This is a genomic window from Corallococcus exercitus (genome assembly GCF_042231735.1).
In the GTDB taxonomy this organism is placed as follows: domain Bacteria; phylum Myxococcota; class Myxococcia; order Myxococcales; family Myxococcaceae; genus Corallococcus; species Corallococcus exercitus_B.
The window spans coordinates 7002783-7022176 of the sequence record NZ_CP102577.1; the positions used below are offsets into that span (position 1 = coordinate 7002783).

At 70.7% G+C, this 19394-nt stretch carries 15 protein-coding genes; 4 read left to right on the forward strand and 11 right to left on the reverse strand.

Features of this window, described 5'->3' with window-relative positions:
- The gene (locus NR792_RS28040) at positions 1-2274 is read right to left on the reverse strand and encodes a hypothetical protein (protein ID WP_375755762.1); all 2274 of its coding nucleotides are present in this window, start codon (positions 2272-2274) and stop codon (positions 1-3) included.
- Positions 2275-2493: 219 nt separating this feature from the next.
- Here NR792_RS28040 and NR792_RS28045 point away from each other — a divergent pair, with 219 nt between their 5' ends.
- From NR792_RS28045 to NR792_RS28055, 3 genes are all read left to right on the forward strand, one after another.
- A complete protein-coding gene (locus NR792_RS28045; RefSeq protein WP_375755763.1) occupies positions 2494-3036 on the forward strand; it encodes a DUF2378 family protein in 543 nt (180 codons plus the stop codon).
- A gap of 79 nt (positions 3037-3115) precedes the next feature.
- The gene (locus NR792_RS28050) at positions 3116-4246 is read left to right on the forward strand and encodes a helix-turn-helix domain-containing protein (RefSeq protein WP_375755764.1); all 1131 of its coding nucleotides are present in this window, start codon (positions 3116-3118) and stop codon (positions 4244-4246) included.
- A complete protein-coding gene (locus tag NR792_RS28055; RefSeq protein ID WP_375755765.1) occupies positions 4243-4758 on the forward strand; it encodes a hypothetical protein in 516 nt (171 codons plus the stop codon). The genes NR792_RS28050 and NR792_RS28055 overlap by 4 nt, the downstream gene beginning before the upstream one ends.
- A 3-nt stretch (positions 4759-4761) precedes the next feature.
- Here the strand turns inward: NR792_RS28055 and NR792_RS28060 are convergent, their stop codons facing one another.
- The 6 genes from NR792_RS28060 to NR792_RS28085 form a co-directional block, all read right to left on the reverse strand.
- Positions 4762-5505 carry a lysophospholipid acyltransferase family protein gene (locus NR792_RS28060; RefSeq protein WP_375755766.1) on the reverse strand — a complete coding sequence of 248 codons (744 nt, stop codon included), beginning with the start codon at positions 5503-5505 and terminating at the stop codon, positions 4762-4764.
- The gene (locus NR792_RS28065; RefSeq protein ID WP_375755767.1) at positions 5502-6470 is read right to left on the reverse strand and encodes a 3-oxoacyl-ACP synthase III family protein; all 969 of its coding nucleotides are present in this window, start codon (positions 6468-6470) and stop codon (positions 5502-5504) included. The genes NR792_RS28060 and NR792_RS28065 overlap by 4 nt, the downstream gene beginning before the upstream one ends.
- The gene (locus NR792_RS28070) at positions 6467-8311 is read right to left on the reverse strand and encodes a cyclic nucleotide-binding and patatin-like phospholipase domain-containing protein (protein WP_375755768.1); all 1845 of its coding nucleotides are present in this window, start codon (positions 8309-8311) and stop codon (positions 6467-6469) included. Before NR792_RS28070 ends, NR792_RS28065 begins: the two co-directional genes overlap by 4 nt.
- Positions 8312-8387: 76 nt before the next feature.
- Positions 8388-11588 carry an efflux RND transporter permease subunit gene (locus NR792_RS28075; RefSeq protein WP_375755769.1) on the reverse strand — a complete coding sequence of 1067 codons (3201 nt, stop codon included), beginning with the start codon at positions 11586-11588 and terminating at the stop codon, positions 8388-8390.
- Positions 11589-11597: 9 nt separating this feature from the next.
- Positions 11598-12803, reverse strand: a complete 1206-nt coding sequence (locus NR792_RS28080; RefSeq protein ID WP_375755770.1) for an efflux RND transporter periplasmic adaptor subunit — start codon at positions 12801-12803, stop codon at positions 11598-11600.
- Positions 12791-14383 carry a TolC family protein gene (locus NR792_RS28085; RefSeq protein ID WP_375755771.1) on the reverse strand — a complete coding sequence of 531 codons (1593 nt, stop codon included), beginning with the start codon at positions 14381-14383 and terminating at the stop codon, positions 12791-12793. The genes NR792_RS28080 and NR792_RS28085 overlap by 13 nt, the downstream gene beginning before the upstream one ends.
- 810 nt (positions 14384-15193) lie before the next feature.
- Here NR792_RS28085 and NR792_RS28090 point away from each other — a divergent pair.
- A complete protein-coding gene (locus NR792_RS28090; RefSeq protein WP_375755772.1) occupies positions 15194-15577 on the forward strand; it encodes a hypothetical protein in 384 nt (127 codons plus the stop codon).
- A 56-nt stretch (positions 15578-15633) separates the two neighbouring features.
- Here the strand turns inward: NR792_RS28090 and NR792_RS28095 are convergent, their stop codons facing one another.
- From NR792_RS28095 to NR792_RS28110, 4 genes are read right to left on the reverse strand one after another with little or no spacing between them, the layout of a single operon-like run.
- On the reverse strand, positions 15634-15918 hold the full coding sequence (locus NR792_RS28095) for a hypothetical protein (protein ID WP_375755773.1): 285 nt from the start codon (positions 15916-15918) through the stop codon (positions 15634-15636).
- Complete coding sequence (locus NR792_RS28100) at positions 15908-16480, reverse strand: hypothetical protein (RefSeq protein WP_375755774.1); 573 nt, start codon at positions 16478-16480, stop codon at positions 15908-15910. The genes NR792_RS28095 and NR792_RS28100 overlap by 11 nt, the downstream gene beginning before the upstream one ends.
- 32 nt (positions 16481-16512) lie before the next feature.
- Positions 16513-17229: a hypothetical protein gene (locus tag NR792_RS28105; protein WP_375755775.1), complete on the reverse strand. Its 717-nt coding sequence runs from the start codon at positions 17227-17229 to the stop codon at positions 16513-16515.
- A 13-nt stretch (positions 17230-17242) separates the two neighbouring features.
- Complete coding sequence (locus NR792_RS28110) at positions 17243-19315, reverse strand: HEAT repeat domain-containing protein (RefSeq protein WP_375755776.1); 2073 nt, start codon at positions 19313-19315, stop codon at positions 17243-17245.
- Between the last annotated feature and the right edge of the window lie 79 nt (positions 19316-19394).

Genomic DNA, 19394 nt, shown 5'->3' on the forward strand with positions numbered 1-19394 from the left:
CTAGATGGACGACAGGACCAGCTCGTCCTGCTTGCCGACCTTCACACCGCACACGGCCTGGACGTCCGCCCTGAAGCCCCAGAGCTTCGAGAGCTCGATGAACCAGGCGACGGTGGTGGTCAGGCGGAACGCGTTGGAGCCCGCGTCCTCCAGCGCGTCGAACGCATCCGTGATGATGGAGTCCGCGGGGTCCTCCGGCAGGAGCTGCCGGTCGCGGATGGCGGTCTGGAGCGCCTGGAGCTGACGGGTCAGCGTGCTCCACACGACGAAGAGGTTCCCGTAGGGCATGCCACCGAGGTCCCCTCCGTACCGGGAGGCGCTCTCCATCACGCCCATGAAGGTCCTCGGCGCCGGCCCTCCGCCGGAGTGCGTGGACTTCTCCCAGTTCCGCGTCTCGATGGCCGCCGGAGGGTTCTGGTGCTTGAGCCAGTCCTCCACGCTTCCCAGGATGCGCTTCTTGTCCCAGCCCTTCGCGCGGTCCTCCAGGTACTGCTTCCAGAGCGGGGCGTAGATCCGCTCGCGGATGCCGGGCGTCCTGCGCACGTCCAGGTTCTCCTTCGGCAGCGCGCGGGCCAGGACGTTGGCGAAGAGGCGCGACTCCTCGGCGTCCTTCGTGCCGAGGTTCTCCAGCAGGGTCCGGAAGGCGCCGGGAGGGATGCGCAGCTCGAGCCGCACGCTGACCCGGCTGCCCGCGGGCGCCGAGCCGTAGAGCTGGGTGAGCTTGTCGTGGGGCGCTCCCTCCTGCAGGACGCCCCACACGGTGGCGGTATCCACCAGGTCCTCGAGCGAGACGGTCCCCTCGAACTGCGACTGGGCGAAGAAGGAGTACTCGAAGGCGTCCGCGGTGGGCCGGTCCGAGAAGTCCTTCATCTGGGCATTGAAATCAAACCCTTGCAGGACCGGGCCTGACGCGAGCCAGCCCTTGTGCTGGTAGGCCCGGGCCCCCTGGAACGCGTAGCGGCGGGGGCCGTGCGCATGGTCCAGGGAGGCGTGCTGGATGACGAACTTCTTCGTCGTGTTGTGCCTCGCGTTGGCCAGGGGCCCCAGCCACAGCGCCAGGGTGCTCTTCTTCTCCGTGGTGCGCACGTGGAAGTAGCGGCGGATCCACGCGTCCTGCGTGCCACGCTGGATGCGCAGCAGGTCGCCGGAGATGAGCGAATCGTGCACGTCCGCCATCGCCTCCGGGGGCAGCTCCAGCTCCAGGAGCGTCGTGTCCTCCGAGCACCGGCCGTACTCGTACTCGAAGCCCGCCTGCAGCGTCGCGCGCAGGCCGTCCTTCACCGCGGTCCGCAGCTTGCCGTAGATGGACTTGACCGTGGCCAGGGTGCCGTCCAGCTGCGCCTGGAAGCCGAGCCCGCCGAGCAGCTTGGTGGCCAGGGGCAGCCAGGGCTCACCGAGCGTCCCGCTCTCGAGCTTCTCGACGAGCTCCGCGACGCGCTGGCCGTCCTCGCTGTTCGCCCCGGCGCTCAGGATGGCGGTGAGCAGCGGCGCTTCCGCCTCGAACTCCACGCTCACCTTGACGCCCAGGGTGGCGTCCCGCGTGGTCGCCTTGCGGACGGAGACCCGGAAGGGGCCGTCCTTCTGGGGGCGGGAGAAGACGAGGCGCAGGTCGTCTTCAATCCGCAGGGAGGCGCCCACGGACGCATCCATGGACGCCTTGATCCGCAGCGCGGTGTTCCCGCCGACCTCCAGGGCGAGCACCGATGCGACCGTGGAGGTGACCGCGGGCCAGGACAGGGTGACGCCCGCGTTCAGGGCGATGCGCGCCTGGAAGGAGAGGGCATCTCCGGGCGCCAGCTTCTGGACGTCCCCCAGGACGAAGGGGAGCCGCAGGGTCTTCGCGTCCGCGCCCAGCGCATCCTTCAGCCGCTGGGTGGGTTGGTGCTGCCGGTAGTCCGCCACCAGCACGTTGATGGAGCCGCCGCCGCTCAGCTTGACGAAGGGGAAGGAGCCCTCGCCGCTCGCCTGGGCGTTGAACTCGGCTGCGTACTTCAGCCAGCACGCGGTGTCGTCGGGAGCGAAGAGCGGGTCGAGTTCCAGGCTGTTGACGGGAGCGGAGGCCTTGCCGATGACGCCTCCGGCATCCTTGTCCTCCAGGTCGTTGAAGAGCTCGATGGGCACCTTCAGGGCCGCGGCCAGGGAGAGCGACCCGCCGGGGAGGGGAACCTTGCCGTCCCCGCTGCCATCCGCCTGGGCCAGGGCCTGCGTCAGGGTCTTGTCCCCCAGCAGGCGGTCCAACGTCGTCACCGCGGGAATGTTGATGCTCCAGCTCATGCGCTCCCCCCAATGCACGGAATCCACCGGTGCTCCGCACAGAGGGGCAATCATTGCCGCGAATCCACCGGGGGGATGTCTGACGACAGGGTGGGGTGACTGTCTCCCTGTGAAATCGTCATCACCCCGGGGATGTAGGGGTTGTTCACGAGTCGGTATCCGGTCTAACCAGTGGGCACCCAGCCGCGTATCCCCCGAGCCGCGGCGGAGGAGCCCCTCGTGTCGAACCCGTCCGAGATCGTCTTCGGCCATACGGTCGAAGGCCTGCTGTTGGCCTTGAAGGGCCGGCTGGAAGGTCCGCTGCGCGCGAAGCTGAAGGAAGCCGGGCTGGACCTGGACCGGAAGCTGGAGCCCGCGTACCCCAACGCCCTCTGGCAGCGCGTGTTGCAGATCTCCGCGACGGAGCTGTTCCCGAACGTGTCCATGAACGAGGCCCAGTGGATGCTGGGCGAGCGCTTCGTGTCGGGCTACTTCGAGACGAACATGGGCCGGGCGCTGCAGACCGTGCTGAAGCTGCTGGGCCCGGCGCGCGCGCTGGAGCGCACGTCGCGCAACCTGGCCTCCGGCAGCAACTTCCTGCACGTGGAGGTGGAGCGGCTGGCGGAGACGGACTACCGCATCAAGGTGAACGAGGGCGGGACGTACCCGGAGTTCATCGGCTCCATCTGCCACCACGGGACGCTGACCACCGGCGTGAAGGGCCTGACCACCGTGGTCGAGTCCCGCCAGGGCCGCGCCGCCACCTACCGCGTCCGCTGGTAGCCGCGCGCCGCGTCCAATGGGTGGCCTTGCCACTCGAAGGGCCCTGCTTGATGCTGGAGTCATGACGCAAGGGCCGCCCATGGATGACGCCTCGGATGCCCTGCGGGAGTTGGGCCGCCGGCTCTCCAAGCGGAGGAAGGAAGCCGGGCTGGAGGTCGAAGCCCTGGCTGTGCGTGCCCGTGTCTCCGCACACCTCATCCGGACCTTCGAGCAGGGCGAGCAGGCGTTGGGCCTCAGCGCGCTGACCCGGTTGGCCTCGGCGCTGGGGCTTTCGCCTACAGCCTTCTTCCATACGTCCGCGCCCGTGGAGCAAGCCTCCCTGGCGCCCACCGCGCTCCTGAAGGGGAGCGCGATGAGCGCTTCGCTGTCCGATGTGGATCGGGCCTTCCTCGTGGAGGGGCTCCGGCAGGCACGGGCCTTCAGCCTGCTTGGAGCGCTGCGACAGGTGCCCCGGCTGGCGGAGCAATTCCATCCCGAAGCGCCTCCCACGAAGAACGCCCACCAGGCGGGATATGCGTGCGCCCGGAGGGTCCGGGCCCTGCTGCCGGAGCGGCAGGGCCCGCTGCGCAACCTGGGCCGGCTGATGGAGAGTCACTTCGACGTCCTCATCCTCCGCCATGCCTTCACGAATCCCGCTGTGCATGGTGTCAGCTGCCGCTCGGGCGACGCCCGCCTCATCGTCATCCATGCGGAGCTGACGCGTGAGCCGGTGCGCCGCTTCGTGCTGGCCCATGAGTTGGCGCACCAGTTGCTCGACCTGTCGGACAGCGACATCCACACGGACGAGGGGCGCCTGGACTCGTCGCGCTTCTGGATGGAGAACCCCCCCGCCGAGAAGCGGGCCAATGCGTTCGCCGCCATGCTGCTGGCGCCGGAAGAGGCCGTGACGCAGCGCCTGGGAGCCGCGAAGCCGGAAGGCTATGGCCTGAAGGAGGCCCGCGAACTGGTCATCCGGGCCCGCACGCACTTTGGCCTCAGCTTCTCCGCCATGGCGTGGCACCTCCACAACCTCCGGTACATCCGGGAGCGGGAGACGGTGGAGGCCCTGTTGATGGCCCCGGACGAGACCGCCCTGGAAGGTTTCGAGGACGATACGCGCTTCACCGGCATCGAGCGTCGTGCCCTGGATGCACATGCACATGAGCTGATTTCATCGAGCCGGGCTCGAGAGTTGCTCGGGCGCCCTGTCGAGGACCTTCTCGCGACATGAGCCGGTACGTCGTCGACACGGACGTGCTGGCGAACGTCCAGCGCGCGGGGCATGCCGTCACGCTGCGGGAACTGGGAGCCCTGCCCGTCGTCATCACGGACACGGTCTGGGATGAGCTGACCGTGGGCGCTTCGCTTGCCGGCGCCCCTGAGCGTCTGGTCCAGGAAGCGGAAGCGATGCTGAAGGCCATCGCGGGTGCGCCCACCGTGCTGGTGCCGCAGAGCATGGAAGCCCAGACGCTGGTCCAGCTCCAGCTTCCGCCCGTGACGGAGGGGATGGGGGAGCACTCCGTGATTGCCTATGCCTGTCACCACCCCGACACGACGGCGATCCTGCATGATCGACGCGCCCTTCACCGGGGCATCGAGGAGCTTCGCGGACGGGTCCTGTCCCTGCACGGGTTCCTGGACGTGCTGCGCAGGGAGCACGGGCTCGCACTGAATGCCGCACACCAGATTTCAGAGTGGTACTGCGTTCGCAACAAGCCGCAGCGCCGTCCGCTCTGGTGGTGACGCTCAGCGCGGCCGCGCCGCGTCCAGCAGCCCCTGCACCGCGCCCGTCACCTCGCGGTGCACCGTCAGCAGCGCCTCGCGGTTTCCCGCGTCGAACCCCGGGGCCAAGTGGGTCGTCAGCGGCTCTCCTACCCACTGGGTCATCTTCACCGGGAACGGCAGGGACAGCGGCCACAGGCCCGTGGCGCCCACGCCCAGCCACAGCGGCAGCCGCCCCGGCATCCCCACGCGCTTGCCCCACGCGTAGCCGTCGTTCAGGCCCACGTATGCGTCGTCCATGCCGTGGCCCGCGATGGGGACGATGGGCAGCCCGTAGCGCACGGCCAGCCGCAGGTAGCCCAGCCGCTCGCCCCAGTCCACGCGGTAGCGGTGCCGGAAGTCGCGGCAGCCCTCGCGCGTGCCTCCCGGCTGCACCAGCAGGTGCTCGCCCTTCGCCACCGCCTGCGCCAGCAGCGGCCCGTCCCCCGTGACGAAGCCCAGCCCGTCCACCACCTGCCCCATGCCGGGGATGCGGCCGAACGCGCCGTGCGCGATGCCGTGGGGCAGGTAGCCCAGCCGGTCGTGCAGCGTCACCGTCAGCATGCACAGGTCCATCGCCAGGGGGCGCCCGTGGTAGCCCACCAGCAGCTTCGCGCCGGGGCGCAAGAGCGGCTCCAGGTTCACCACCTCGTAGCGGTGGTAGCGCTGGAGCAGGCGGAACGCCGTCAGCCACGCGGCCCTCACCGCCTCCGCCGTCGCCGACCTCACCCGCCCACCCGGTACAGCACCGCGCCGTGCGCCACGCCCGCGCCCACGCCCACCATCAACACCCGGTCCCCCGGCTTCACCGGCCGCGTGCGCCACAGCCGGTCCAGCCCCGTGCCCAGCGACGCGGAGCCCACGCTGCCCACCGTGTCCACCACCGTCACGCTCTTCTCCACGGGCACCTCCAGCGTCTGGAGGATGGCCGCGAACATGCTCCCGTTCGGCTGGTGCGTGAGCACCCACTCCACGTCCGCCACCGTCAGCCCCGCGCCCTGAAGCACCGCCGATGCCGCGCGCTTCAGCGCCCCCACCGCCACGCGGGTCATGTCTCGCGACGGCGTGAGGAAGCGCATGCCTTCGCGCTGGCCCGTCTGGTGCGGGTTCTCCAGGACGACGTCCGGCGGCAGCGTGCCGTCGTTGCCGAACGCCGCCCCCAGCACGCCCTCGCCGGGCCGCGCCTCGCCCAGCACCACCGCCGCCGCCGCGTCACCCAGCACCAGGTAGGGGCGCGGATCCTCCGGCCGCGTGGTGCGCGACAGCAGCTCCACGGACACCACGCCCACCGGCCCCAGCCCCGTCGCCACCGAGCGCGCCGCCAGGTCGAACGCGCTCAGGAACCCCATGCACGCGTTGCCCACGTCCATCGCGTCGCACGTGCCGGACAGCCCCAGCGCCGCCGCCACCCGGCTGCCGTTGGCCGGCGTGGTGACGTCCCCGCCCATGGACGACACGAAGAGGATCCGTTTGAGCGCGGTCGCCGGAAGCCCCGCCGCGTCCAGGGCCTCCCGCAGGGCCCGGGCCCCCAGGTCCGCCGCGCGCGTCCCCGCCGGAGCGAAGTGCCGCGTGCGGATGCCCGTCTTCCTCTCCACCTCCGCCGCGTCGCGGCCCACGCGCGCGCAGACCTCCGCGGTCGTCACCGGCGGGCCGGGCAGCACGCTCGCGGTGCCGAGGATGCGCACGGGAATCACGCCGCCCTCCTGCCGCCGGACGGGGTCCTGCGCACGCGCAGCGACTCCCAGGCCTGCTTGAGCTCCAGCAGCTTCTGCTCCAGGCCCATGTCGCGCGCGGCCTCGTCCAGCACCGCGTCCACGTGCGTGAAGCGCATGGACCCGAGCAGCGGATGGTCCCGCGTGCCCACGTCGTATCTCAGGTCCCCGCGCGAGGACTCCAGGTCGCCGTTGCGGTGCAGCAGCAGCACGCCGCTGGCCAGCAGGTCCCTCGCGCGCGCCACCGGGTTGAGCGCGGAGAGGAACAGCCCCACGGCTCCGGGCAATAGCGGCCTCGCGGCGTGGTGGGGGCCCGCGGGGAAGATGTTGCTGGAGAAGACGAGGTCCGCGCCCGCGTTGAGCAGCACGTCCACCGGCACCATGCTGGTGAAGGCGCCGTCCACGTAGCGCGCGGGCGGCTGGAGCGTGGGCGCCCAGACGCCCGGCGCGGAGCCGCTGGCGCGCACCGCCAGCGCCAGCGGTCCCTTCTCCAGCACCACGCAGCGGCCGGTGGTCAGGTCCGTGGTCACCGGCAGGAAGCCCATGGGCAGCTCCTCCAGCGCCAGGTCCCCCAGGTCGCCGCGCACCAGCCACTCCATGGCCTGCGTCGTCACCACGGAGGACAGCGCCGCGGCGGACAGGTGCCCGCCGCTGGCGCGGTGCTGGAGCCGGCGCAGGCCGTCCAGTCCCTCGCGGCCGTCGCGCGCGGTGCCGCAGTAGTACGCGCCCACCAGCGAGCCCATGCTCGCGCCGCTGAGGAAGTCCACCGGCACCTCCAGCGCGGCCAGCCTCCGCAAGAGGTGCACGTGGTAGAAGCCCCACACGCCGCCGCCGCTGAGCGCCAGCCCCACACGCCGTCCGGTGATGGCGCGCGCCCACCGCGACAGCGCGTCCCGCGTCCCCGCGTCCAGCCCCAGCGCCGCCAGCGGCCGGGCATCCCCGGGCCGCACCACCAGCCGCCCCCAGTCCAGCCGCAGCCGGCACCCGGGCGGTGGCGCGTCCTCGTCCCACCCGTCCTCGTCCGGCAGCGAGCGCCCGCGCAGCGTCGGGCTGGCCTGCGGCCGCCACGGCGACAGCAGCACGGTGGGCAGCACGGGCGTTCCCGGCGTCCCCCCGCCGTCCGCCTCACCGCCGGGCGGCAGCAGCACCACCTCGCGCGGCGTCAGGCCCTCCGGCACCGGCACGCCCTCCACCAGCACGCAGTCGAAGTCCTCGCCCTCCGCGAGCAACGCCGAGCGCGGGCCCACCGTGCGGCGGAACACGCCGTCCGCGCCGCGCACCGTGTCCTCCGCGCGCTTCGTCCCCGCGCGCACGAGCAGCACGCGGTCCCCGAAGTCGTGGACCATCACCTTCGCCACCAGCTCCACCAGCGTGGACAGCACCGCGGGCGGCAGCTCCAGCCCCTGCGTGCGGAACGTCACCACGTCCGCGCGCGGCGCGATGCCAGCACGACGGGGCGCGCCCGCCACCGCCTCCAGCTCCGCGCGCGGAAGGAAGAGGGCGTGCGACGACGCGGACTCCGCCGTCACCGTGACGGGCCACGTGCCGCGCGCGAGCGCCTCCACGCCCAGCGACATGCCGGAGCGCAGGTGCAGCAGCACCGTGCCTCCCGTCATCACCCGCCACTCGCCGGAGCGCAGCAGGTAGACGCCGTCCACCGGTTCGCCTTCACGGCAGATGCACTCGCCCGGCAGGGGCTCCACCGGCCGAGCCCTCTCCAACAGCCGGAGGAGGACGGACGCGCGCGTGTGGCGCAGCGCGGGAGCCTGCTTCAACGTGTACAGCCACCGACGCCGCTCATCGACAGTCAGGGGAGAAGGCATGCGTCGCCCAAGGATAACCAGGACGCTCCAGCGCCGGGTAGCGCGCCGGAGTGCCTGCCCGCTGTGCGGGTCGTCGCTACGCCGGCTGGGGTCGCGGCGGCTCCCCCTCCGGAGGGATGGACGGCGGCGGCGGATTGTGCGGCGCCCCAGGCGGGGGATTGTTGTGTTGCCGGTTTTTCAGGACCTTCGTGCGCGCCCCTTCCACCAGCGCGTAGAGCACGGGGATGAAGATGAGGTTCACGAAGGTGGAGAAGAGCATGCCGCCGAAGACGGCCGTGCCCAGCGACTTGCGCGCCGCGGCACCCGCGCCGCTGGCCAGCATCAGCGGCACCACGCCGAAGAGGAACGCGAAGGACGTCATCAGGATGGGCCGCAGGCGCGTCTCCGCCGCGTTGATGGCGGACTCCACCACCCCCTGGCCCTGCGCGCGCAGCTGCTCGCCGAACTCCACGATGAGGATGGCGTTCTTCGACGCGAGGCCCACCAGCATCACCAGGCCCACCTGGCAGAACACGTCGTTCACCAGCCCGCGCAGGTTCTGCAAGAGCAGCGCGCCCATCATCGCGACGGGCACCGCGAGCATGACGACGAAGGGCAGGGCGAAGCTCTCGTACTGCGCGGCCAGCACCAGGAACACGAACACGATGCCCAGCGCGAAGATGACGAGCACGGTGTTGCCCGCGCTCTTCTGCTCCTGGGACAGGCCCGTCCACTCGTAGGTGAAGCCCGGCGGCAGGGCCTGCTTCGCCACATCCTCCATGGCCTGGAGCGCCTGGCCGGTGGAGACGCCGGGCGCGCCCTGGCCGTTGAGGTTCGCGGAGCGGAAGAGGTTGTAGTGCGTGATGTTGGGCGCCGTCGTCATGGGCGTCACCTTCACCAGTGACTCCAGCGGCACCATGGCCCCGGTGTCCGAGCGCACGTAGAAGCTGCCGATGTCCTTCGGGTTGTCGCGGAAGGGCGTCGCGGCCTGCACGAACACGCGGTAGACGCGGTTGGAGAAGGTGAAGTCGTTCACGTACTGGCTGCCCAGGTACACCTGGAGCGTGGAGAACAGCGAGGACAGGGGCACGCCCAGCGCCTTGGCCTTCTCCCGGTCCACGTCGATGTTGAGCTGCGGCGTGCCCGCGGTGAACGCGGAGAACACGCCGCGCAGGCGCGGCTCCCGGCTGGCCCGGCCCACCAGCGCCTGGGTGGCCTGCGCCAGCTCCTCCAGCGTGCGGCCGCCCTGCTGGTCCTCCAGCACGAACTCGAAGCCACCCACGCTGCCCACGCCGCGGATGGCGGGGGGTTGCAGGGGCAGCACGCGCGCGCCGCCCACCTGGGACAGCGGACCGCGCAGGCGCTCCACCAGGCCCGCCACGCTGGACTCGCGCGTCGTGCGCTCCTCCCAGGGCTTCAGGTTGATGAAGAGCGAGCCGTAGTTGGAGCCCGTGCCCAAGAGCGAGAAGCCGCCCACGGTGAAGATCTGTATCACCTCCTCCTGCTGGCGGATGATGTCCTCCACCTGGATGAGCACGTTGCGCGTGTACTCCAGCGACGTGCCCTCCGGGCCCTGCACCGCGATGATGAGGTAGCCCTGGTCCTCGTCCGGGATGAAGCCCGTGGGCGTGGACCGGTAGAGCAGGCCCGTGCCCACCAGGAACACGGCGAAGACGCCCACGACGAGCCAGCGCGCGCGGCCCAGCATCAGGCGCAGGAGCTTCCCGTAGCCGCGCCGGAGCGCGTCCATGCCCTGGTCGAACTTGCGCGCCAGGAGGAACTTCTGGCCCTCGTTGGGGCGCAAGAGGCGCGCGCACAGCGCGGGGGACAGGGTGAGCGCGACGAGCGCGGAGAGGCTGATGGAGAACGCGATGGTGAGCGCGAACTGGCGGTAGATGGCGCCCGTGGTGCCGGGGAAGAAGGACACCGGGATGAACACCGCGGAGAGCACCAGCGCGGTGGCCACCACCACGCCAGCCACCTGCTGCATGCCCCGGTGGGTGGCCTCCTTCGCGTCCACCTTCTCGTGCTCGATGACGCGCTCCACGTTCTCGATGACGACGATGGCGTCATCCACCACCAGGCCCGTGGCCAGCGTGAGGCCGAAGAGGGTCAGTGTGTTGAGCGAGAAGCCAAACGCGTTGACGAACATGAACGTGCCGATGAGCGACACCGGCAGCGTCGTCACCGCCACCAGCACGCTTCGCCAGCCGTGCAGGAAGATGAAGATGACCAGGATGACCAGGAGGATGGCCTCCCCCAGCGCGTGGAGCACCTCCTCGATGGAGGCGCTCACCGCGGCCGTGGTGTCGAACGCCACCTGGTAGCTGAGGCCCGGCGGGAAGTTGGCGGACAGCCGCTTGAGCTCCGCCTCCACGCCCTCGCGCACGTCCAGCGCGTTGGAGCCGGGCAGTTGCGTGATGCCCAGGCCCACCGCGTCCTGGCCGTTGAAGCGCAGCAGCTGCTGGTAGTTCTCCGCGCCCAGCTTCACCTGACCCACGTCGCGGATGCGCACCAGGGCGCCGTCCTGCCCGCGCTGGATGACGATGTTCCCGAACTCCTCCGCCGACGACAGCTGGCCCTTCACCTGGAGGGACAGCTGGTACGCCTGCTGCGGGGAGGACGGGGCCTGGCCCACCTTGCCGGCGCCCACCTGGACGTTCTGTTCCTGCAGGGCGTTGACCACGTCCTGCGCGGTGAGGCCGCGCCGCGCCAGCTCCGTGGGGTCCAGCCACAGGCGCATGGCGAAGCGGCGCTCGCCGAAGATGCGCACGTCGCCCACGCCCTTCACGCGCAGCAGCGCGTCGCGGATGAAGACGTCCGCGTAGTTGCTGAGGAACTCCGTGTCGTAGCGCTTCTCCTTGTCGAAGATGCCGAAGGAGACGAGCAGCTGCGTCTGCGCCTTGCGCACGGTGACGCCCAGCGCGTTCACCTGCGCGGGCAGCTGCGGCGTGGCGGTGGCCACGCGGTTCTGCACGTCCACCGCCGCCAGGTCCACGTCGCGCGACGGGTCGAACGTGGCGGTGATGGTGGACTGGCCGTCGTTGGTGCTGGTGGAGGACATGTAGCGCATGCCCTCCATGCCGTTGAGCTGGCGCTCCAGCACGGTGGTGACGGCGCTCTCCACCGTCTCCGCGGACGCGCCGGTGTACGTGGCGGTGACCTGCACCTGCGGCAGCGCCAGCTCCGGGTACTGCTCGATGGGGAGGCTGGGAATGGAGATGGCGCCCACGAGCGTGATGAGGATGGACAGCACGCTGGAGAAGACGGGGCGCCGGATGAAGAAGTCCGTGAACATGGCAGCCCCCTACCGACCCGCGTCCGCGCCGCCGCCCGTGCCCTGCGCGGGTGGCAGGGGCATGCCTTCTGGCTGGCCCCGCGCCTGCTGCGCGGGCCTGGGCTGGATGGGCATGCCGTCCCGCAGCTGCTGCACCCCGCTGATGATGACCTGGGTGCCCGCGTCCAGCCCCTTGAGCACCTCGTAGTCGTTGCCCTCCACCAGCCCCAGCGTGACGGGCTGGCGCTGCACCACGGTGCCCGCGTCGCCCTGGCCCACCACCAGGGCGAAGGACTGGCTGCCCTGCCGCGTCACCGCGGTGGTGGGCATCTTCAAGGCGTCGCGCACGTCGTAGACCAGCTGCGCGCGCACCAGCTGTCCCGCGCGCAGGCCCACGGTGTTCACGAAGGCGGCCTTCACCTCCACCAGCTGCGTGTTCGGGTTGGGGGTGGGGGCGACGAAGAAGGCCGGGGCGCGGACGACGGGCTCTCCGTCCTCGTTGAGCACCTCCAGCGGCGTCTCGCCAATCCTCACGCGCGCGGCCTGCTCCACCGGCACCTGCACGGACAGCTCCAGCGCGCGGCTCTGGTCCACGATGGTGAGCGCCGTCTGCGGCGTCACGTAGTCGCCCAGCTTCACCGGGATGTCGCCCACGACGCCGTCGAAGGGGGCGCTCACGCTGGTGAAGCCCAGCTGCACCTGCTGGTTTTCAATCTGCGCTTCCGCCGCGCGGGCCTGGGCCTCGGATTGCGCGGCCTGGGCCACGGCCTGCTCGTAGTCCTGGCGGCTGACGAGTCCTTCCTTGAGGAGCTGGGCGCTGCGCTCGCGCGTCCTGCGCGCGAACTCGCGGCTGGCGACGGCGGAGGCCTTCTGGGCCTGGGTGGCGCGCAGGGTGGCCTGCTCCTGGCGGGGGTCCACCACCAGCAGCACCTGGCCGGCCTTCACCTCCTGGCCGGGGCGCACGGAGATCTTCTGGATATAGCCGGCGGCCTGCGGGACGACGGTGATGCTGCTGCGGGAGATGAGGGTGCCCACGTACTCGCGGGTGTCGCGCACCGGGCCGGGCTTCACCGCCAGCACCTGCACGGGCATGGGCTTGCCGCCGCCCTGGCTCTGCTGTCCTGCCTGGAGCCCTCCTCCGGGCGTGGCCTGGCCGGGGTCCTTGCCGCCACTGCACCCGCCCGCCAGCGCGAGGACCAATCCCCACGCGCCCCAACCGCCCCTCACCAATCGCATGCGGCCTCCGACAGGAATGCATCCACCTGGGCCTGGCGGAACTGGAAGTCTCGGATGACGAGCTCCAGCTCCGCCTGACGCAGGGCTCCGGCTGACTGCACCAGCTCGAGGCTCGTTCCGGTGCCCACCTCGAAGCTGCGGCGGGTGAGCCGGTCGTTCTCCGCGGCGAGCCCGCGCTCGCGTTCCGCCAGGTCGCGCGTCGCCCGGGTGACCTGCACGGCCCGCTTCGCCTGGGTGACCTCCACGGCGACGTTGCGCTCGCGCGTCGTGAGGTCCGCGCGGGCCTGCTCCAGCTGGCCGCGCGCCTGGCGCAGGCGGCCCTCGCGCGCGCCGCCATCCCAGAAGGGCAGCACGAGGCTGGCGCCGATGTTCCAGATGGGGACCTCCGCGAAGCCCGGGTTGACGGTGAGCGCGGTGGTGGTGCTGGTGAGGTCCAGGGTGGGCGCGTACTGGCGCTTCACCTCGCCGATGGCGCGCTCGGCCACCACCTGGCGGGAGCGCGCGGCGGCGATGTCCGGGCGGTTCTCCAGCGACTCCAGCGTGCGGCAGGCCGCGTTGGTGCCCTCGAGGAACGTGTTCAACTCCAGGCCCGGCTTGATGCCCACGGGGGACGGGGTGCCCAGGGCCAGGCCCAGGGACTCGCGCGCCTGGCGCAGGTTCTCATCGCCGGTGACGACGTTGCGGCGGGCGGTCTGGGCGTCCTGTTCCACGCGGACGACGTCCAGGCGGGTGCCCGCGCCCAGCTCGAAGCGGCGCTGCGCGAGGGCCAGCCGCTCCAGCGCGGTGCGCAGGTTGACGCGGTTGACCTCCGCCAGCCGCTCATTGGAGGAGACGGACACGAGCGCCTGCGCGAGGCCGCGGGTGAGCTGCCGGCGCGTCTCCGCGAGCGACAGGTTGGCGGTGCGCCGTGACTCCTTGGCGCTGCCCAGGGCGTAGAGGTTGGCCAGGTCCACGACGGGCACGTTCGCGGTGAGCACGCCGATGCCCAGCAGTTGCGTGGGCGTGAAGCCTCCGGCGCCGCTGACGCCACCGCCCACGCCGCCGCCCACGCCACCGCCGACGGCGGGGATGTCCGGGTTGAGGACGTTGTATTGGACGGACAGGGTGCCGCCGACGGAGGGCAGCAGGTTGGCGAGCGCGATGCGCCACGTGCCCGCGGCGACTTCAATCTGGCCCAGCGCGGCCTGGAGGTCGGTGGAGCGCTGGCGCAGGAGCGTGAGCGCTTCGTTCCACGACTGGAGCTGCTGGGGCGCGGGGGGCGCGGGCGCGAGCAGGGGATCCGACACGTTCGCCTGGAAGGGCGGTGGCACTTCCGGAACGTCGTCCGGGTTCGGGGCCGCGGGCGTGCTGGCGCGGCCGGGCTGCTGCTGGGCGTTCCGCGGGTTGGGAGCCGGAGCGGGAGTGGGCGCGGCCGGTGGCGCCACGGAGGGTGTGGGCGGCGGAGGCGCGGGAGGCGCGCGCTGCGGTGGCGCGGTGTTCTGCGCGAGGACCGGCAGGGCTTGTCCGGAGCCGGGCTGTGCTGTCGCCGCGCCGGGGAGGCCGGCGGGGACCAGCAGGGCTGCGAACACGAGCGCGTTCATAAGGGATGCTCCCCAGGTAGGGGCGAAGCCAGCCCCCCGCCACGGTTCGCGCCCCTGGCGCTCCAGTGGACAACACAGACGGGCGAGGAAGTGCTCAGCAGTCGATGGACAGACCTCCCGCAAGGGATTGGAGGTCTGGGAAAACCCTTACGGACGCAAGGGCAGACAAGGCTTCGGGGCTTGGAGGGACATGGCGCGTCCTGGCGCAGGCGGTGGCAAGGGAAGCGCCAACGTGCGTCGCGAGCGCCGTGCGGGCGTCTGTCTTGAAGGGAGGGCGCGCGTTCAGCAGGCCACGGCGGTCATGACCGCCAGGCCAGGGACAGGGGCGCGGCCCATTGGGTGCGAGGCCCCTGGGAGGCCATCCAACCCTCCGCTGACATTGATGCGGTCATCGATCAGCTCTGCCCCGCCGTCATGGAGCTGCCGCGCGCCCAGGGGCGTGAGTATGGACAGGAATACTGCGGGGTCCTCTACTCCCCAGGCGGACTACCACAGCCACCCCTGGGCCAACTCACGCATGTCCAGGCCGGACCGGGCTGAGGCGCGCCAGAGATACTCCATCCGGCTCCAGTTCGACACGGCATGCCGGGTGATGAAGCTGGTCCCGTACGTTGGTGAATCAAGACCGGGAGAAGTCTATGAACGGCGCGGGAAGAGTTGGGCGCTCATCGGTATCGTCAAGCCAGAGCACAAAGCCACGGGGCTGATGACCGCCGTTACGGAGTAACGCCTACGCCTATGCACCTCCTAAAATCAGCACTCGGCGGACGTAAGGGGCTCCCGAAGTCAGGATGGCTCCTGGCCCTGTGCTTGCTCCCCGCGTGTTCGCTCTTCGAGCGCACTTCGCGTCCTCCCCATGCACCGTTGGAAGAGGCGGCCCGCGTCCAGTTCCCACTGGACCTGCCCGCGGACGCGCAGACGCTCGCGGGCGGCACGGTGACCGCCATGCAACTGGCTCTGGATGATTTCCGGCCACTGGGCCTGAAGCCCCACGAAGGAGCCACGGAGGAGGAGCGTTGTCTCTATCAGCGCGAGTCCTATGACGTCAGCGCGGCACCTGGCCCGGAGGGCGTGACCTTCGTGCAGATCACGCTCAAGCCACGGCTCTGCGAGAAGCAGGGAGCCATCATGGACATGGGGGCGACCTATGCCGTGGACGTGAAGGGACGGCGCATCCTCGCCGTACAGCACTGAGGCAGTCCAGGTACGGTGCCACGGACACCATGACCGTCAGGCCCTGGCGGGCCTCGCTACTCGTAGATCTTGCCCGCGTACAGGATGCCCGCAACCCGATGCCAGGGATTGTCGGCGCGGTCCCGTTCCTGGGTGTCCTCGGCCCAGGCCGCGCCCGCTTCGAGGAACGCCCCGATGGTGACGTTCTCCCAGCCGAGAGGCCCGGGTGAGTACGGAGATGGAGGCCGACGGGCCGCTTCCGCGCGGTCCTCCTCGAAGTCCTTCATCAGCGCCTGGACGAAGCGCAGGAAGGAGGGCTCGTCCGTGACTTCTTTCAACAGTTTGTCCAGGTCATGGGCCATGGCGTACTCCGGGTCCCACATCCAGGTTGGGCGCCTGGATGAACGGCAAGGGCACGGATCCATCGGGTGCATCGAAGGACCGGCCGACTTCCGACGTGGGAACCAGGATGCCGGGTCCCGCATCCGTGGGCACCGGCGACCCATCTGGCTCGCCATCCCGGAGCCGTCGGAGGATCTGGCCATCACTCCCGACCGCGTACTGCGAGCCCGAGTGCAGCGCGGGAACGGTCAGGCCACAGGCCTGGGGATCCTCATCGATCCGGATGAAGATGACGCCGTGCTGCTGGATGACTCGGTACCGGTGTGACTCGCGCCGGTCGACGCACGGGGTGTTGGCATCTTGGGGGCCCAGGAAGTCAGCGGCGGCGACGTCGAGCGCACGCAGGATGGTGCCGCTCAGCTCGACCGTGCCTCCATCCGCGCCCACTTCCACGGCGGGCTGCTCGAAGAACTGGGGGAACTCGATGGACGTGTCATTCGTCCAAGCCTCACGCGTGGGAGTGGGCCGCAAGCAGCCCGCCAGGAGCAGTGCTGCCGGAAGCATGAAGTGCTTTGTCGCCATGAGCCCTCTTCGTGAATGCCCCGACCTCGCGCCTAGTGGCGGTCGATCCGATAGTGCTCTGCGTCGATCCAGTTCACGCTGCCGATGGATTGACGGCGCCACTGATTCCGCTCCTGCGTCCACTTCGACAGGTCACCGGTGGTGGGCGTGTACTGGAAGAAGCCATCGCAGGTGGGATTCGCGGGTTCATTCGATGCCGAGAAGAAGGCAACGAGTGACAGCCGCAGCATCCCCGCCTTCGTCTTCACCTCCCAGCCATGCTCCTGCCCCATGGCGACGATGTAGCGGATGTCCTGCTCCGTGAGCTCCCCTTCGTAGGGATGCGTGTGGAGCAAATACACGTAGCCCAGGCTCTCGGGCGGATAGCGGGCGTCGTCCACCTTGGGGGGCAGGCGGCAGCTCCGTTTGCCACGCGCGTCCTGAATGGTTGTCACGGACATCATGCTCATCTCGAATCGCTCGTCGGGCGTGTAGTAGATCCAGGCGCAGTACTCTTGCGACAGGTCCCACCTGAGCCGGAAGTTCATGTCCGACTTCCGTCCCGCCGTGGCATGTGGCTGCTTCAGCATCATCGAGCAGGCGGAGATGAGCGCGTCCGAGTACGTGTCGAATGGCCCGAAGCCGGGCATCGGACCCGGGATGCGCTCGGGAATATCGCGCGCGTTGATCTGGACGACTCCGGGTGTCGCCGCGGGCTGCGCACAGGCCAGCCCGAGGAGCAGCGACGACACAAACAGAAGCCTTGCCATGCTTCCCATCCCCTCACTGCGCCGGAATCATGCCCAGGCGCTGCTTCGCGGAGCGGTTCTGCGGGTCGAACCGGAGCGCTTCCTCCAGCCGGTCGCGGCCCTTCCGTGCATCGCCCTGGACGACGTACAGGTCCGCCAGCCGCACCAGCACGTCCGCGTTGTAGGGCTGCAGGTCCAAGGCCTGCTCGAACTCACGCGTCGCCGTGGCCACGTCCCGGCGGCGCATGGCCAACTGCCCCAGCATCACGTGCGGCTGCACCAGCCCGCGCGTCTCCGGCTCCGTCGCCAGGGCCTGCAACGCCGGCATCGCCCGCGTGTCCCCGAACGCCGCCAGCGTCAGCGCCGCGCCCTGCCGCACCCAGAGCGACGGGTCCTTGAGCAGCGGCACCAGGTCCTCCGTCGCCTCGCGCGCGTTCGCCGCGCCCAGCCCGTCGATGATGTCCGAGCGCAACGTGCTGTCCGTCGTGCCCTTCAGCGCCGCCCGCAGCGCCGGCACTGCGTCGTGCTTGAACCGGCGCGCCAGGAACTTCGCCGCCGCGCCCCGCAGCGTGCCCGCCTCCGACGTGTCCGCCAGCACCGCCTCCAGCGCCCCACGGCTCCGTGCCGCCGTCTTCTCGTCGAACGCGTCCGCCAGCCGCAGGCGCCGCTGCTGCCGCGCCTCCGCCTTCGGCCACCACTTCACCAGCGAGGCCTGCATCGCGTCCGGCGTCTCCTTCGCGTGACAGGTGTTGCACGCGTTGGGCACGTCGTGGCGCGCCGTGTTCTGCGGCACCGGCACGTCCAGCGCGTGGTCCGCGAAGTGGTCCAGCACGCCCGACACCACCGGCGGCATGTGACACGCCAGGCAGTCCTGCGCCGCCGCTGCCTTGTGGTGCGTGTGCTGCTCGCCCTGCGCCACCACCTCCTGGTGACAGCCCTGGCACGTCGTCGCGTTCACCGTCGTATGCGCCGCCACCGGCTTCTGCTTCTTCACCTCGTTGGGCGCGCTCGCGTCGTGCGGCGCCGTGTGGCACGTCAGGCACGTGGCCCCGCCCTTCAGGTGGCACTGGGACTGGATGAGCGCCTGGTACTCGAAGCTGGAGGTGCTGGGGCGCCCGTCCGGGAAGAAGTCCCCGGAGCGCTCGTTGCCCACCAGCAGCACCATGGGCTGGTAGCTCGCGTCGTAGCGCTGGCCGGGCTGGAAGCGGTGCCGGGCGTCCAGCATGGGGAACAGCGTGCGGCGCGGCCCGTGGCACTGCGCGCACACCGCGAAGCCCTCGTCCTTCGACAGCTTCGCCGGCTGGATGATGTCCGCCGGCAGCTGCGACTCCGCGTGCCGCCCGCCGGGCCCGTGGCAGGACTCACACGCGACGCCCGCGTCCGCGAACTTCGTCTCCCACTGGTGGCTCGCCCGGTCGTAGCGCGCGTCCAGCCCCGTCACGTGGCAGTCCAGGCATGCGTGCTGCGCGCTGCGGCGGAAGTTCGTCCAGAAGAACGGGTGGTCCGGCGACAGCGCCCCCTGCTTCTTCTCCGAGTAGTCCACCCACTCGCCCTTGCCCGTGACGTGGAAGTACACCGGCATCACCTGCCAGCGGCCGTCCGGCAACAGCGTGATGGGGTCCTGCATCCGCTTGCCGCCCACCACCCACTGCACCGGCCACTCGCCCAGGTTCCCGTCCGCGCCCTTGGTGCGCATGAGGTACTTGCCGCCGTCGCGGCGCATCCACGCCTCGCTGGACTCGCCCTTGAAGTGCGTGTTCGCGCTGAACGTGCCCACGACGTACGGCTTCGTCGCGGGCGACAGCGCTCGCGCGTGCCAGTCGTGCTTCCAGCCGGTGTGCTGCTCCTCGTGGCAGTCCGCGCACACCTGCGAGCCCACGAAGTGATTCGGCTTCGCGGGCGGCGCCTCCACCGTCTTCACCGGCACGGGCGGAACCGCGCTCCCCGCGTCCCGTGGCGTCACCGGAGCTGGAGCCCGGGCCACCGGCGCAACGGGCGCGGGCGGCGCCTTGGGGCGCAGGATGAAGAACAGACCCACCGCGAGAACCACCACCGCGAGGGCGACAAGGACAGGGCGAGAGGAGCGCATCCGGAAGGTGCCGCCCATGCTCCTCCCAAGCGCCGGGCGGCACAAGCGGCACTCCGGGCAAGCCCATCTCCTCCAGTGGACAACGACCTCCCAGGGA

Coding starts and splice junctions, on each gene's coding strand:
- NR792_RS28105 (WP_375755775.1), bottom strand. CDS start 17,229: ATGGCAAGGCTTCTGTTTGTGTCGTCGCTGCTCCTCGGGCTGGCCTGT.
- NR792_RS28070 (WP_375755768.1), bottom strand. CDS start 8,311: ATGCCTTCTCCCCTGACTGTCGATGAGCGGCGTCGGTGGCTGTACACG.
- NR792_RS28050 (WP_375755764.1), top strand. CDS start 3,116: ATGGATGACGCCTCGGATGCCCTGCGGGAGTTGGGCCGCCGGCTCTCC.
- NR792_RS28095 (WP_375755773.1), bottom strand. CDS start 15,918: ATGGCCCATGACCTGGACAAACTGTTGAAAGAAGTCACGGACGAGCCC.
- NR792_RS28075 (WP_375755769.1), bottom strand. CDS start 11,588: ATGTTCACGGACTTCTTCATCCGGCGCCCCGTCTTCTCCAGCGTGCTG.
- NR792_RS28080 (WP_375755770.1), bottom strand. CDS start 12,803: ATGCGATTGGTGAGGGGCGGTTGGGGCGCGTGGGGATTGGTCCTCGCG.
- NR792_RS28040 (WP_375755762.1), bottom strand. CDS start 2,274: ATGAGCTGGAGCATCAACATTCCCGCGGTGACGACGTTGGACCGCCTG.
- NR792_RS28055 (WP_375755765.1), top strand. CDS start 4,243: ATGAGCCGGTACGTCGTCGACACGGACGTGCTGGCGAACGTCCAGCGC.
- NR792_RS28110 (WP_375755776.1), bottom strand. CDS start 19,315: ATGGGCGGCACCTTCCGGATGCGCTCCTCTCGCCCTGTCCTTGTCGCC.
- NR792_RS28100 (WP_375755774.1), bottom strand. CDS start 16,480: ATGGCGACAAAGCACTTCATGCTTCCGGCAGCACTGCTCCTGGCGGGC.
- NR792_RS28085 (WP_375755771.1), bottom strand. CDS start 14,383: ATGAACGCGCTCGTGTTCGCAGCCCTGCTGGTCCCCGCCGGCCTCCCC.